The organism is Kitasatospora sp. NBC_00039, from assembly GCF_045160625.1.
GTDB lineage: Bacteria > Actinomycetota > Actinomycetes > Streptomycetales > Streptomycetaceae > Kitasatospora.
Map to the genome: position 1 here is coordinate 2,394,259 of NZ_CP108289.1, position 14,639 is coordinate 2,408,897.

Genomic DNA, 14,639 nt, shown 5'->3' on the forward strand with positions numbered 1-14,639 from the left:
GCGTCCACTGTGCAGTTCTCAAACAACGACCAGTCACCCACCCCCAAGACCCGAACGGATCTCTTCAGTGGGACCGGCATCTCTGAAGCAACAGCCATACGGCCGTTCCCTCAGGACCCAACAACGTGCCCGACACATCATGCAGTGCTCTGTGTTCCACGCCGAAGCAGTACTAACAGGCCCTACCTGATGTGCCGAATAGTCAACGTTCCACCCATGAGCAACCGTGCAGAACATTCGCCTGCAAGCGGCATATTGCTCCTTAGAAAGGAGGTGATCCAGCCGCACCTTCCGGTACGGCTACCTTGTTACGACTTCGTCCCAATCGCTGGTCCCACCTTCGACGGCTCCTCCCCTTACGGGTTAGGCCACCGGCTTCGGGTGTTACCGACTTTCGTGACGTGACGGGCGGTGTGTACAAGGCCCGGGAACGTATTCACCGCAGCATGCTGATCTGCGATTACTAGCAACTCCAACTTCATGGGGTCGAGTTGCAGACCCCAATCCGAACTGAGGCCGGCTTTTTGGGATTCGCTCCGCCTCGCGGCATCGCAGCCCTTTGTACCGACCATTGTAGCACGTGTGCAGCCCAAGACATAAGGGGCATGATGATTTGACGTCGTCCCCACCTTCCTCCGAGTTGACCCCGGCAGTCTCCTGTGAGTCCCCATCACCCCGAAAGGCATGCTGGCAACACAGAACAAGGGTTGCGCTCGTTGCGGGACTTAACCCAACATCTCACGACACGAGCTGACGACAACCATGCACCACCTGTATACCGACCACAAGGGGGCGACTATCTCTAGCCGTTTCCGGTATATGTCAAGCCTTGGTAAGGTTCTTCGCGTTGCGTCGAATTAAGCCACATGCTCCGCTGCTTGTGCGGGCCCCCGTCAATTCCTTTGAGTTTTAGCCTTGCGGCCGTACTCCCCAGGCGGGGAACTTAATGCGTTAGCTGCGGCACCGACGACGTGGAATGTCGCCAACACCTAGTTCCCAACGTTTACGGCGTGGACTACCAGGGTATCTAATCCTGTTCGCTCCCCACGCTTTCGCTCCTCAGCGTCAGTAATGGCCCAGAGATCCGCCTTCGCCACCGGTGTTCCTCCTGATATCTGCGCATTTCACCGCTACACCAGGAATTCCGATCTCCCCTACCACACTCTAGCCTGCCCGTATCGAATGCAGACCCGGGGTTAAGCCCCGGGCTTTCACATCCGACGCGACAGGCCGCCTACGAGCTCTTTACGCCCAATAATTCCGGACAACGCTCGCACCCTACGTATTACCGCGGCTGCTGGCACGTAGTTAGCCGGTGCTTCTTCTGCAGGTACCGTCACTTGCGCTTCTTCCCTGCTGAAAGAGGTTTACAACCCGAAGGCCGTCATCCCTCACGCGGCGTCGCTGCATCAGGCTTTCGCCCATTGTGCAATATTCCCCACTGCTGCCTCCCGTAGGAGTCTGGGCCGTGTCTCAGTCCCAGTGTGGCCGGTCGCCCTCTCAGGCCGGCTACCCGTCGTCGCCTTGGTAGGCCATTACCCCACCAACAAGCTGATAGGCCGCGGGCTCATCCTGCACCGCCGGAGCTTTACACCCAGGACCATGCGGTCCCAGGTCATATCCGGTATTAGACCCCGTTTCCAGGGCTTGTCCCAGAGTGCAGGGCAGATTGCCCACGTGTTACTCACCCGTTCGCCACTGATCCACCCCGAAGGGCTTCACCGTTCGACTTGCATGTGTTAAGCACGCCGCCAGCGTTCGTCCTGAGCCAGGATCAAACTCTCCGTGAATGTCTGCCCGTAATCGGGCCGCACTCGCGTCGAGCGGCACGGCAACCACCGGAATAGGGCGGCCCCGCGCACTGCGTCCTCGCTAGTGTTTTACTTCAAAAGGAATCTCCAACCCCGATCAGACGATCGAGGCCGGGGATGTCAACATATCTGGCGTTGACTTTTGGCACGCTGTTGAGTTCTCAAGGAACGGACACTTCCTTCGGACCGCCTTCCAGCGGGCCCTCCGGGCGCTTCGTTCTTTCGTGTTTCCAGCTTACCAGATGATTTCCGCCCCGTTTCCGGCGCTTCGTTCATCCAACTCGCTGGTGTCTTCTGCGGCTTGAGGCCCCGTCCGACGTTTCAAACTCTAGCCCATCCCCGCCTCGAAAGGCGAATCCGGCCGCAATCCATATAAACGGGCACACCGAATAGGACCCGAGTCGCACCGTCAAAAAGACAAGGCGCAACCCAGCCCGAACCGGGAAGTGTGTTTCTAGGGATTGGCCGCCCCGGGACCGTCCGCGCCGATGCGTGTCCGGTGCTCCCTGCCGAGCGACTAGAGAACACTACGCCCACTCGGCCTCTCCGGCAAAGCCCGAGCCGGACAGGAACCCGAGCAGGTCGAACTCCCCCGGTGAGGGCAGCGTCCTGCGGTGGAGGTCGGCGAGCATGCCGGCGACGGCGGCGGTGACGGACGTGGTGCGGGCACGCTGCTCGGCCCAGCGCCAGTCGCCGTCGGGGTTGACCTCCAGGAAGACCGGCATGCCCTCGCGGATCAGGAAGTCGAACGCGCCGAAGCGGAGCGACATCGCGGCGGCCAGGGTCCTGGTCGCCGCGACCACGGCCGGCGGCGGCTCCACGGGGTGGATCTCGACCCGGTCGGGTGCGAGCCAAGGGTCGGCGGGCAACTCCTTGGCGACCTGGAACGCGTGGAGCTGCCCGGCCACGTAGTAGACGCGCAGCTCTGCCTCGTGCTCGACATACTCCTGAACGGTCACGGGCGGGCCGGGGCGCGGCGCGGCGGACAGGCTGTCCCGGTCGACGATCGCGGGGAAGACGCCGTTCAGCCGGCCCGGCGCGGATTCGACGAAATGGTGGTGGGCTGCCTTGATCACCAACAGTGGGCAGTCGAACTGGTCCAGGGCGCGGTGCGGGTCGGTGGTCAGCATCGTGCGCGGCACCGCGACCCCGTGGCGCCGGGCCAGCCGAAGCTGGGAGAGCAGTCCGGGCCGGACCGCGTGGATGGCCGTCCCGGAGATCGTCGCGAGCTGACCGGCCGCGGCCTGCCAGGACTCCCGCAGGAACAGGGTGTGGGCCGCGTCCTGCGTGCTCTCGATCGCGGACACGGAGAAGTGCCTGATCCAGGTCACGGTGGGGGTCAGCCAGCGGCCATTCAGACAGGCCGCCCCTCCGTCCGGGGCGACGACCAGATCGGCGGCGGCGAGTTCGTCGGCGTTCAGCCGGTCCGTTCGGATTCCCTCGCCACCGAGCAGGTTCTGCACCGCGTCCAGGTCACTGTCACACGTGCGGCTGAGCAACAGTACGGACGGCACGGGCCCGGGCCGGACGTCGACGACCCGCGCGGGTTGTGAGAGCTGCGCTAGGAAGGCCGCGTGACCGTCAACCATCGCCGTCAGCCACCCCCGTCAACCACGCTCCGCGGGCCATCGCCGTCAGCCACCCCCGTCGGCCGGCAACCCGCCCGCCGGCAGCTCGCCAGCCAGCAGCTCGTCGGCCATCACCAGGAGCTTGGTCACCGTCGCGCCCACCTGCCCGGAGGCCAGCGGGAGCCGCTCCGCCACCCGCTCCAGCAGGGGCAGGTCGAGCTGCGGGCCCCGGTCCTTCGCCGTACGAGTGTCGAGGTCTGCGTCGCGGCAGCGGAGCTGGAGGAGCAGCTCCAGCACCGTCGCCATCTCCGTCGCGAGCAGCCCGAGGGAGGCCATGTCCCCGAGATCGCAGCGCTGCCGACTGTCCCGGTCCAGTACTTCGAGCACGCCCACGCAATCACCCCCGCAGATCAGCGGGGCGGCCATGATGCTGCGCGGCACGTAGCCGGTGGACTCCGCCGCTCTTCGGGCGAACCGGGGGCTGTCCGACACGTCGTCGATCACCACGGGCTGGCCGGAGACCATCGCCCAGCCGGCGATCCCGGTGCCGCTGGGGAACCTGGTCCCCAGCAGATGGTGTTCACCCTCGCCCGCGACCGCCTCGAAGACCAGATCGCCGTTCGCCCGGTCCACCAGGAGTACGGAGGCGGCGGCCGCGCCGAAGACGCTGCGGGCGACCTCCACGATCGACTGGAGCAGTCTGCGCTGCGGAAGATCGGCACTTTCCAGCGGGTCAGTCGACACGCGCACCTCCATCGGGTACGGCTACGTTCTCGGCGGCCAGGTAGAGGACGGACTTGAGCTGGAACGGGGTGAGCGAGCGGTGCTTGCTGAGGATGAGCGCGCAGATGCCCGCGATGTGCGGGGTCGCGAAGCTGTTGCCGGTGCTGAGCAGCTGCCGGCCGCCCGGCCCGGCCACCGGCACGCGGACGCCACGTGCGTAGAACTCGACCGGCGGTGACGGGTTGTAGTAGTAGGTCATCGGGTTGGGGCTGTCGTGGCTGGCCACCGAGATGACCGAGGCGAACGGCCACGGGTAGCTGTGCACCGGCATGTTGTGGGCCGACGCGACGATGACGCAGCGCCGGAAGTAGGCGGAGTCCGACAGGTCGCGCAGGGCGTCGCGGAAGTCGGGCTTCGTCGTCGAGAGGCTCATGTTGATGACGTCGTAACCCTCCTCGATGGCCCAGGTCAGTCCGGTGAGCAGGGCGGCGCCGCTGCCGTGCCGGCCGCTGGAGAGGACGCGCACCGAGGTGAGTGACGCCGCGGGGGCGATGGACCGGATGACGCTGGCGCAGGCCGTGCCGTGCCCCGCGTCGTCGCCGGGTTCGGTCGGCGTGACGATGAGGTCGCCGTCCTCGCCCCTGATCACGTCCATGGCGCGGTCGATCCCGCCGACGAGCGGGTGGTCGGCGTCCACCCCGCTGTCGAGCACGCAGACCCGGACCCCGGAGCCGTCCGCGCCGCCCCAGGCCCACCCGGGGGTGACGGGGCCGAGCGGGCTGACGTCGAAGGGCTCCTGCGGCACCACGGAGACGGGCATGCTCCAGGCGGGAACGCCGGGGAAGTGGTCGCGCGGCGGCCTGCGCCAGGGCGGGACGTCAGTCACGAGGACCACCCTGCCCCGCGCCCGCACCCGCACCCGTCGCACCCGCACCCGTCGCGCCGGCGTCACCGGTGCCGAGCCACGCGCGGACCCGTCCGGCCGGCAGCGTGGCGCCCTTGGCCTCGAACCTCCGCAACGCCTCGGCTCCTTCCGCCATCGCCCGTTCGGTCAGCCCGGCCGCTCTGAGCACGATCGCCAGGTCGAAGAGCGTCTCCCCGGTGAGGCACAGGTCGTCGGAGCCGGCGACCATGGACCGCGCCGCCAGGGCTTCGGTGACGGCCTCCTCGTGGCACCCCCGGGCGGACGCGATCCGGCCGCGCAGGGCCGCCGAGCCCAGCCGGGCCCGCAGGCTCGCGGCCTCGCCCTCCTGGTCGATCCGGTCCAGGGCCGACGCGGCGGCGGCCGCCCGGCCCTGGGCGAAGAGCTCCCTGGCGATCGCGACCTCGGTACTGCGGGAGTCCGGGGCGTGCTCCGTGGTGCGCAGCACGCCCAGGCTCTGCCGGTACCGGGCCTCGGCCACGTCGTGGGCGCCGGCCAGCGACTCCACGAACCCGGAGGCGTCCAGCACCACCGCGTCGGCCAGGTCGAGGTGCACGTCGCGGGAGTACGTCAGGGCGTCGGCGAGGGTGTGCCGCGCGCCGTCGAGGTCGCCGCCGAGCGCCTCCAGGTGTGCCCTGGTCACCAGCACCGGGATGAGCAGGGTCCGGCTGGCGGCGAACCGGCGCGCGAGCATGGCGCACAGCTCCAGTCCGGTGGCCACACGGGTCGGCGCCCACTGCGACAACTCGCAGACGGCGCAGAGCAGTCGGTCCTCCTCGTAGCGGTCGTTCATGGCCCGTGCGCGCGCCAGTGCGAGCCGGAACGAGGCTTCTGCGGAGGCCGCGCGTTCCATGGCGAGCTCCAGGTGGGCCTGGAGCTGGTGCAGCCGGCACCGGCTGAGGTCGTCCTCGGGGTCGCGCTCCAGCTCCTCCGCGATCGCCGCCGCGTCCGCCGCCACGGATTCGGGCGGGGCAAGACCGAGCCGGAGCGTGACGATGGCGTGCTGGATCGCGCAGGTGGCGGCGTTGCGGCGGTCGCCCGGGAGCGCGGCCTCGGCGGCGGCGAGCGCGCCGCGGCACCGCTGCTCGTCCTGGAGCCAGAGCCCGGCATCGCAGACGTGCAGGGCGAGCACGGTGTGGCGGGGGTCTCCGGTTGTTAGCAACTCCCGCCCGCGCTCCAGCAGTTGGACGGCTGCGGGCAGGTCCTTGCGGGCCAGGGCGTTCATGCCCTCCGCGATCAGGGTGTTCGCCGCCGGACCGGCCAGCGAGGGCAGTTGCCGGTCCCCCGGCCGCAGCTGCCTGCGCAGCCGGCTGGTCGCCTCGACGTGGTAGACCACGGCCATCGCGTCCTGCGGCTGCTCCCGGGAGAACCGTTCGGCGAGGAAGTCGTGCCAGCGCTCGCGGCGCGTCTTCGGGGTGAACTCGTAGGCGGTGTCGCGCAGCAGGGCCTGGGCGAAGCGGACGGTGCCGGCCGGGCCCCGTTCGAGGACACGCCGCCGGGCCAGCCGGGCCATCGCCTCGTCGGCCGCGGCGGAGCCGATGCCGTCCGCCTCGGCCATCACGCGCAGCAGGTCCCGGGTGAACTCCCGCCCGATCACCGCGGCGAGCTCCAGCAGGCCCCGCTCTGTTCCGGGCAGTTGGTCCAGCCGGGCCCCCAGCATCGCCTGGATCGTGGGCGGGATCTGGGTACCGGGGTCGGTCTCGGCGAAGACGTCCATGAGCTGCTCGGCGAAGAGCGGATTGCCGTCGCACAGCGTGGCGACCCGCCCGTTCACATCCTGGTATCCCTGCGGGTACACATCGCCGTGAAGCGCCAACTGGCCTATCAACATGGCAGTCTGATCGTCAGTCATCGGCCCGAGCTCCAGCGTCATCGCGCACGGCTTCCCGCCGCCCCAGCCGCTGCGGATGTCCAGCAGTTCGGGTCGGGCCACGCAGAGCAGCAGCACGGGAACGTCGTGCAGCCAGGTGGCGACCTCGTCGATGAGGTCGAGCAGGGTCTCCTCCGACCAGTGCAGGTCGTCCCAGACCATGACCACGGATCGCGACCGGCCGAGGACCTCAAGGAGATGTCGCACGGCCCAGGCGATGTCCTCGACCCCGGCCTGGCCGGCGCTCCCGTCCTGGTCCAGGACCGTGGCGAGGGTGTGCACCACGAGGCTGTGCGGCGACGCCCCGCCTTCCGGATGGCGGCCGCCCGGATCCGGACCTGCCGGATCGGAGCCCGCCGGACGCGGGCCTGCCGGATCGGAGCCCGCCGGACGCGGGCCTGCCGGATCGGAGCCCGCCGGACGCGGGCCTGCCGGATCGGAGCCCGCGGGATCCCGCCCCGGCGGCGCGGCGCCGTCCGTCAGGAGCCGGGTGAGTGCGGGCCAGCCGCCGGGGAGCGAGCCGAGCATCTCGGCCAGCGGCCGGTAGGTGATCCCCCGGCCGTAGGCGGAGCAGCGCCCGGACAGCACGGTCACCTCGCCGTCCGGCAGGGCGGCCAGGAACTCGCGCACCAGGCGCGACTTGCCGATGCCGGGCACGCCGACCACCGTGGCCAGGCACACCTGCCGCCGCTGACGGGCCCGCCGGAAGCTGCGCTCCAGCTCCTCCAACTCGTCGGCCCGGCCGACGAAGGGGGTGACCGGCGCGGGGGTCTCGGTGACCAGGACCGGGGCGGTGACCCGCCAGGCCGGCACGGGGCGGGCCTTGCCCTTCAGCCGCAGCGGTGCGACGGGCTCGATGCCGACCTGCCACCGCACCACGGCGGCGGTGTCCGCGCAGAGCAGCACCTCGCCCGGCCGGGCGGCCGTCTGCAGTCTGGCGGCCGTGTTGACCGCGTCCCCGACGACCCGGAAGTCGTCCCCCGGTCTGGTGAGCACCACGACGTCACCCGTGCAGATGCCGGCCCGTGCCTCCAGCTCCACCTGGTACTCGGCGTTGAGTTCGGCGGTGAGACCGGCCAGCGCCGCGAGCGCCCCGGTGGCGGCGCGCACGGCTCGTACCGCGTCGTCCTCGTGGGCCACGGTGGCGCCGAAGACGGCGAGGATGGCGTCTCCGATGAACTTCTCCACCACCCCGCCGTGTTCGGCGATGCAGGCTCCGCAGCTCGCGAAGTACCGGTCCATGACCTGCCGCAGCGGCTCCGGGTCCAGGCGTTCCGCGAGCGCGGTCGAACCGACGATGTCCAGGAACAGCATGGACACCTTCTTGCGCGTCTCGCGAGGTGCGGCGCCGGCCGCCAGCGGGGCGCCGCAGCCGGCGCAGAACCTGTCCGGTTCGGCTGCCTGCCGTCCACACGCGGAGCAGTTCACTGGGTGCCCTCCAGGGTGGGTTCGGCCGGCTCCGCCTCGGGCTCGGCGGCCGGCGCGGCGTCCGTGTCGGGGAGGGCGATCCGGGCGTAGACGCCGGCCAGCGCGACGACGACTCCGGACGCCGCGAAGATCGTGTCGATCGGCCCGAACCGCAGACCGGCCACCGAACCCGAGAAGTCCCGCAGGCCACTGCCGGCGAGCCAGCCGGACAGCACCGCGGCCAGCATCGACGCCAGCCGGGTCACCGGGTAGAAGACGGCGACGACCCGGCCCCGGAACTCCTGGGGGGTCGCGGCGATCAGCAGCGGGGACATCGCCGTGTTCAGCATGGTGAGCGGGACGGCGAAGACGAAGAGCAGCGCCACGGCGGAGGGGAAGGCCGCCTGCCGGGAGTAGAGGACCAGCAGGGCGCCGCTCACCAGCAGGCCGATCCAGGTGGTCCGCCGGGCGCCGATCCACTGCACCACCCGGCCCGAACCCAGCGCACCGGCGATACCGCCGATCCCCATCGCCATCCCCAGGTAGCCGTACAGCTCGGCGGACGCGTGCAGGTTCCTCGTGGCGAAGAAGACGTTCAGGGTGCTCAGCGCGCCGATGCCGAACTGGCCGATCACGGCGAGCAGCAGCAGCGCCACCAGGAACCTGTTGCGGCCGAAGAACCGAAGGCCCGCGGTGAAGTCCTTGACCAGACCGGGCCGTTCGACGGCGGCCCGGTCCCCGCCGGCGGCCGGCGCGGGGCGCACGTCCACCGAGCGGATGGCGATGTACGACACCAGGTAGGAGAGCGCGTTGAACAGCAGCGCCCACTGCAGGCCGACCGCGAACAGCAGCGGCGCGGCGAGCGGCGGCCCGATGATCCACGCGGTCTGGCCGGTCGCCTGGGCGATGCCGGCCGCCCGCGCCCGGTCGGCCTCCCCCGTGACGAGCTCGGCGATGACCGAGAACCGGGCCGGTGTGAAGAACTGGCTGGCCGCGTTGAGCACCAGCACCGTCACGTAGACCAGGCCGAGCCAGGCCCCCACCGGCAGGTCGCGGGTCGGCAGGAAGGAGACGGCGGTCAGGACTGCCACCAGCCCGCCGCGGAGCACTTCGGTGAGGAGCATCGTGGCGCGCTTGTCCCAGCGGTCGACGAACACCCCCGCGATCGGGCCGATGAACAGCACGGCGGCGCCGGTCGCCAGCACCACGCCGCTGACCGCCTGCGGTGCCCACGGCTCCCCCTTGGCCAGCACGGTGGCCACCCAGAGGACCAGGGTGGTGCTGAAGACGGCGTCGCCGACGGACGAGACGGCCTGCCCGAACCAGAGGCGGGTGTAGCTGGGGTTGATGAGGGTCAGCCGCGCTGTCATGAGGCGCGCGCCGAGGAGACGAGCAGCGACATGAGGGCGGTCACCAGGGTCGTGTGGTAGGCCTTCTCGAAGTACCCGTCGGCCGGTCCGGCTGCTGTCGGCGGCATCGTGGCGGGTGTGGCGGATGGTGCGGGTGCCGCGGGTACTGCGGGTGCTGCGGGTACTGCGGGTGCTGCGGGTGCCTCCGTCCCAGCCGTCGCCGCGGACCGTCCGGGAATCGCGCCGTCGGGCCGCTGCGCGCGGGCCAGGCAGTCGACGGCGGCAAGGCCCGCGGGCGTACTCAGCGGGTCGAGCCCCAGGCAGACCTGGGTCATGAGCAGCTCGGCAGCCAGATCCCACCAGTCGTGCCGGACGCAGTGCTCCAGCAGCGGGCTGACCAGCTCCGCCGCAGCCGCCGACTCCTCGGCGGTCAGCACCGGGCGGCTCCGGCCGAAGTCGCTGAGGTAGAAGGCGGAGTGCGTGACGGCGTACGCCTCCGGGACGGTGACCGGCGCCCCGGTGGCCGGCGCCTCGGTGGCCGGCGCCGCGTCGTCCGGTGACGAGCGCTCGCGCGCCGTGCGCTCCCGTACGGCTCGCGACAGCGTGACGAGAACGTTCTGCCGGGCCAGCTCCTCGTAGGGTTCGAGCGTGTGGCGCACGCCCGCCTTGTCCGCGTAGTAGCGGAGTTCGAGTCGCTGGTACGCCGACTTCCCGCGTGGGGAGAGGTCGTCGTCGGTCAGGCCGGCGAGCGCGGCCCGGCACGGCGTCCGGTCGATCCCGTCGGGTGCCAGTGCCGCGTAGACCAGGCGGTACTGGGCGGCGTACCGGGGTTCGGCGGTCAGGAGCCGCGGGAAGTCCGGATGCTGCCAGAGCGTGCGGACCAGCGCCGTCGCCTTGCCCAGCCGGACGTCGTCCCCGGTGTCCAGCCGCGCCGAGCAGTGGCAGAGCAGCGCCAGTTCCAGCGCGGCTTTCGCCTTCCCGTGCGCCGAGGACCGGGCCCGCACGGAGTAGGGATCGAAGTGGTCCAGGTTCTGCCCCAGCCAGGCGAGCGTGCCTGCGGAGAGCCGCTCGAGCGCCGCCGTTCCGGCCTCCGCCCGGCCGAGCGCCGGTGAGTCGAGCGCCGCTGGGTCGAGCGCCCGTGAGTCGAGCGCCGGTGAGTCGGGCTCCGACGAGCCGAGATCCGATGACATGTCTACAGGCGCCCCGTCTCGTCGAGGTAGTCGAGCAGGGCCGCGTCCACGGTGTCGTGGAACTCCGCGCGCATCCGCGCGTCCTCGCCGTGCCGGTAGAGGTCCTCGCACCCGACCCACCGCTCCCGGGTCACCGTGCCCGGCAGGTAACCGCCGGTGACGGTGCCGACCTCCCAGTCGGCCTTGCCCGCGGTCTCCCAGCAGCTCGCCAGCGTCCCGTCCGCGCTCACCACCGCGCCGTACCGGCCGTCGCCGTAACCGCAGGTGGAGCACGGCCGGTGGGCCTGCGGGCGGGTCACGGTGAAGCCGAGGTCGAGCGCCCGGCGCTGCCACCCGCTGAAGCGGGCCGACAGTTCGCCGGTGTGCAGGAGGTCGTTGCCGTAGCCGACGCCCACATCGCCCACCTGGGCTAAGTACAGGGTGCACCGGGCGGAGTCGAGTGCCGCGGCGAGCCGGCCGATCAGCGCGTCGACGCCCTGGTAGGTCTCCTGGGAGACGTTCACCCGCAGGATCCACCGGATCGGGGAGGCCTCGGAAGCCCGGACGATGTTGCGGACGATCGTGTCGAAGGTCCCGGTCCCCTCCGACCGCCGGACCCGGATCCGGTCGTGGTCGGCGCGGTCGCCGTCGAAGGTGACCTGGACGGAGCCGAGCCCGAGGTCGGCAAGCCGGCCGGCCAGCTTCGGGGTGAGCAGCGTGGCGTTGGAGATCATCCAGGCCGAGGCCAGCCCGTGTTCCGCCGCCCGTTCCAGCAGCTCCAGGCAGCCTCGCGGGTTGAGCAGGGGTTCTCCACCGAACAGCAGGATCCTGAGCTTCTCCAGGCCGGCGGCGGCCATCTGCCGCTCGGTGAAGTCGAGGATCGAGGTGATGGTCGGGGAGGACAGGCGCGTTCTGGCGATCCGCGGCGGGCGGCTGCCGCCGTCCGGGTCCTGGCTGGTGTTCTGGAAGCAGTAGCCGCAGCCCAGGTTGCAGTGGGTGCTGGTCAGCACGGTCAGCGCATAGGTGCGCGGCGGCGAGGCGGTGAGCATTCCGAGTTCCCGGAGCCGGCGTTCGGCGCCCGGCCGCAGCGCTCCGTCGGGGGTCAGCTGGCCGGCGCGCAGGCGGGCCACCCCGCCGCCCGGGCCGAGGCACCACCAGTTGCGCTCGCCCCGGAGGATGCGCACGCCGTCGACGCGGCCGGCCTCGGCCTGTGTCCGGTCGGCCTGCGCCTTCGTCCGGTCGACCCGTGTCCCGGCCACGTCGGCCTGTGCCTGGGGCCGGTCGGCCTGTGCCTGGGTCACCGTGCCCCCCGCATCGCCGGCGACCGGTCGTCGGCAGCCGCCCGGCCGTCCGGCGTCCCGCCAGTCCGCCCGTGGAGGACGATCAGTGAGGTCAGCGCCGTCACCAGGGTCGCCTGGTAGGCCTTTCGGAAGAACTCCACGGTGGTCGCGGCCGCGTCGGCCCGCTGGTCGGCGGACCGTCCGGGGATCGCGCCGCCCGGCGACTGGACCTCGGCGAGCATCCGCAGACCGGCCGCCCCCGAGGGCGTGTGCAGCGGATCGATGCCGAGGCAGTACTGCGCGAGCACGAGCTTCGCGGTGAGGTCCCAGTCCCCGCGGTGCACGCAGTGGTCGGTGAGCCGGCACACCGTGCCGCGGGCCCTCTCCAGGGCGTCGCCGGTCAGGCCGGGGTCGCGGAAGCCGAAGTCGCTGAGGTAGAAGACGGTGTGGGTCACGTTGCACACGTCCAGGTCGGCCACCGGCCGGCCGTCGCCGTGCCGGGCCAGCAGGCTGGCCTCGTACAGCTCGCGGTAGGAGTGCAACTGGTGCCCCACGCCCGCGAGATCGGCGTAGTACCTGGTCTCCAGGTGGAGGTACGGCGACTTGCCGCGCGGGGCCAGGAAGCCGTCGGCCGCCACCTGGGCGAGCCCGGCCCGCCACGGGCCGTCGGTGCGCACGGCGGGGGCCAGCGCGCCGTACATCAGCTGGAACGGCCGGGCGTAGCGCGGGTCCACGGTGAGCAGGTGCGGATAGTCCCGGCGCTGCCAGGCCCGGTCGACGGTCGCGGTCACCTCGCCGAGGCCGGGATCGGCCGGCGCGACCTTCGCCCAACAGTGGCGCAGCAGGGCGAGTTGCAGCAGGGCCTTCACCCGCGGGGTCACCGGCAGCTCGGCACGGCCTGACGGAGAGTCAAGATAGTCCGAATGGAGCCTTGTCCACTGCAGTGCGCCCGCCGACAGCCGCTCCGCTCCCGCGGTGTCCGGGCCGGCTGATCGAGTACCCATGGCTCTCCCTAGAGGTTGCGGACTGCTGAGCCGCCCGCTCGATGACATCGGCCGCGCGGACCGCGCTGTCCACCGCGGCGAGCCGGCTGCCGAGTTCGCGGGCGCGATCCCGCAACTTCTGGTCCTGCCAAGCCGATTCGAGCAGCGCGGCCGGGTCCGCCAGCTCCGCTCTCGGAATGTGCACGGCCACGCCGGCCCGCAGGCAGGCCCCGGAGAGCAGCGGCTGCTCGGAGCCGTTGGGCGAGACCCCGAGGGCCCGGCCGCGCAGCAGCGCGGCGAGCACCGGGGCGGAGGTGCCGCTGGTCAGCACCAGTCCGGCCTGATCGATGAGCGGGCCCAGCCACGGCTTGCGCACGAGCAGGATGTCGGCGCGGGGGTCGGGTTGCGGCTCCGTCGACCGCCCCTGCTCGACCACGGCCTGGAACGGGCCGTCGGTGAAGGTGGCGTTGAGGCGGGGCCACGGGGTGCCGCCGCCGAAGAAGCGGCCCAGGTGCACGTAGACGACGGGCTTGCCGGACCGGTCCAGGTGGTCCCTGATCGCCGCGAGCTCGCCCTGGTCGGCCGCGGGCTCCCAGGCCAGCGGCCCTACCTGGTGGACCCGTTCGGGAAGTACCGCGCCCGGGTACTCCAGCTCGGGGTCGCCGCGGAGCAGCAGCGCCTCGCCCAGCAGCGGGCTGTCCGGCCAGCGGGACGGCCGCCGCGCCAGGCCGGCCTGCTCCCGGACGGTGGCGTACAGCTCCAGGGACTCGTGGGTGCGGCTCTCCCTGGTCCGGCCCAGCTGCGGTTCGCCCTCTCCGCCGGCCCGGTAGTTCCAGAGGTGCACCGACAGTCCGATCACCGCCGCCGGAATGTCCAGTGCCTCGGCGGCGAGCAGCGCTCCGTTGCAGAGCACCGAGGTGACCAGCAGGTCGGCCCGGGCCTCCCGTGCCGCCCGCACGGTCGCGCGGTACTGCGCGAGCCCGGTCGCACCCCACCAGGTGGCGGAGAAGGCCCGCCGCCCGCCGAAGGCCTCCGCCGCCGCGAACGGCAGGCCCGCCCCGGCCGCGACGGGCGCGGCGGTGGACCGGCCGAGCACGCCGACCCGGTGGCCCCGGCGCCGCAGCTCGCGCCCGGCCGCGATCGCCGGGTAGAGGTAGCCGCCGTCACTGAGCGGGCAGAGCAGGATGTTCACGGTGCCTCCGGGCCGGGGCGGTCGGGCGTCGAGCGGGCCACCCGGCTCCGGCCGTTCACACCGCCGGCCGGGTGGCCCGCTCAGTCCTCACGGCTCGACGTGTCGAGTCAGAGGGCCGAGCTGTTGTTGATGATGCAGCCGGACTCGGAGTCGATCGCTTCCTCGCCCTGCCCGTGCGCGACGACGTCGACGTCCTCGTCCTCGACCTCGGTCGGCTCCGGGTTGATGTCCTCGGGCATGCTGTCCTCCTCTGCAGTGGCGGCGTCCGCTACGCCGGTCCGAGGGAAAATGTAGGGATCGTCGGTATGACGGTGGCTGGTCAGCGGTTTGATATCGGTATGACGACAAGTCAGTGATCCGGTACC

General features: G+C 71.2%; 9 protein-coding genes, 1 rRNA gene and 2 pseudogenes. All 12 read right to left on the bottom strand.

The features are described from left to right. Positions 1–266: 266 nt before the first annotated feature. A 16S ribosomal RNA gene (locus OG286_RS10665) occupies positions 267–1,790 on the bottom strand. A gap of 548 nt (positions 1,791–2,338) precedes the next feature. After that, the gene (locus OG286_RS10670; protein ID WP_396323455.1) at positions 2,339–3,310 is read right to left on the bottom strand and encodes a RimK family alpha-L-glutamate ligase; all 972 of its coding nucleotides are present in this window, start codon (positions 3,308–3,310) and stop codon (positions 2,339–2,341) included. 135 nt (positions 3,311–3,445) lie between these two features. Then, complete coding sequence (locus OG286_RS10675) at positions 3,446–4,123, bottom strand: GAF domain-containing protein (protein WP_405362073.1); 678 nt, start codon at positions 4,121–4,123, stop codon at positions 3,446–3,448. Continuing rightward, positions 4,113–4,988 carry a S8 family serine peptidase gene (locus OG286_RS10680; protein ID WP_396323457.1) on the bottom strand — a complete coding sequence of 292 codons (876 nt, stop codon included), beginning with the start codon at positions 4,986–4,988 and terminating at the stop codon, positions 4,113–4,115. Before OG286_RS10680 ends, OG286_RS10675 begins: the two co-directional genes overlap by 11 nt. After that, positions 4,981–8,208 carry an AAA family ATPase gene (locus tag OG286_RS10685; protein ID WP_396323458.1) on the bottom strand — a complete coding sequence of 1,076 codons (3,228 nt, stop codon included), beginning with the start codon at positions 8,206–8,208 and terminating at the stop codon, positions 4,981–4,983. Before OG286_RS10685 ends, OG286_RS10680 begins: the two co-directional genes overlap by 8 nt. Positions 8,209–8,318: 110 nt before the next feature. Beyond that, positions 8,319–9,671 carry an MFS transporter gene (locus tag OG286_RS10690; protein WP_396323459.1) on the bottom strand — a complete coding sequence of 451 codons (1,353 nt, stop codon included), beginning with the start codon at positions 9,669–9,671 and terminating at the stop codon, positions 8,319–8,321. Beyond that, a pseudogene (locus OG286_RS10695) lies at positions 9,668–10,696 on the bottom strand (DUF6895 family protein); the annotation flags it as partial. The gene OG286_RS10690 and the pseudogene OG286_RS10695, both read right to left, overlap by 4 nt. Before the next feature lie 91 nt (positions 10,697–10,787). After that, a pseudogene (locus tag OG286_RS10700) lies at positions 10,788–10,835 on the bottom strand (hypothetical protein); the annotation flags it as partial. Positions 10,836–10,842: 7 nt separating this feature from the next. Next, a complete protein-coding gene (locus OG286_RS10705; RefSeq protein ID WP_396323460.1) occupies positions 10,843–12,120 on the bottom strand; it encodes a radical SAM protein in 1,278 nt (425 codons plus the stop codon). Beyond that, entirely contained in the window at positions 12,117–13,103 is a 987-nt protein-coding gene (locus tag OG286_RS10710; protein ID WP_396323461.1) for a DUF6895 family protein, read from the bottom strand. The genes OG286_RS10705 and OG286_RS10710 overlap by 4 nt, the downstream gene beginning before the upstream one ends. Continuing rightward, positions 13,009–14,274, bottom strand: coding sequence for a glycosyltransferase (locus OG286_RS10715; RefSeq protein ID WP_405365125.1), 1,266 nt, complete (start codon positions 14,272–14,274; stop codon positions 13,009–13,011). Before OG286_RS10715 ends, OG286_RS10710 begins: the two co-directional genes overlap by 95 nt. A gap of 107 nt (positions 14,275–14,381) precedes the next feature. Continuing rightward, positions 14,382–14,513: a hypothetical protein gene (locus OG286_RS10720; RefSeq protein WP_396323463.1), complete on the bottom strand. Its 132-nt coding sequence runs from the start codon at positions 14,511–14,513 to the stop codon at positions 14,382–14,384. Between the last annotated feature and the right edge of the window lie 126 nt (positions 14,514–14,639).

Excerpts from the sequence above, each read along its gene's own strand:
- OG286_RS10685 (WP_396323458.1), bottom strand. The coding sequence starts at position 8,208 with ATGCTGTTCCTGGACATCGTCGGTTCGACCGCGCTCGCGGAACGCCTG.
- OG286_RS10690 (WP_396323459.1), bottom strand. The coding sequence starts at position 9,671 with ATGACAGCGCGGCTGACCCTCATCAACCCCAGCTACACCCGCCTCTGG.
- OG286_RS10710 (WP_396323461.1), bottom strand. The coding sequence starts at position 13,103 with ATGGGTACTCGATCAGCCGGCCCGGACACCGCGGGAGCGGAGCGGCTG.
- OG286_RS10720 (WP_396323463.1), bottom strand. The coding sequence starts at position 14,513 with ATGCCCGAGGACATCAACCCGGAGCCGACCGAGGTCGAGGACGAGGAC.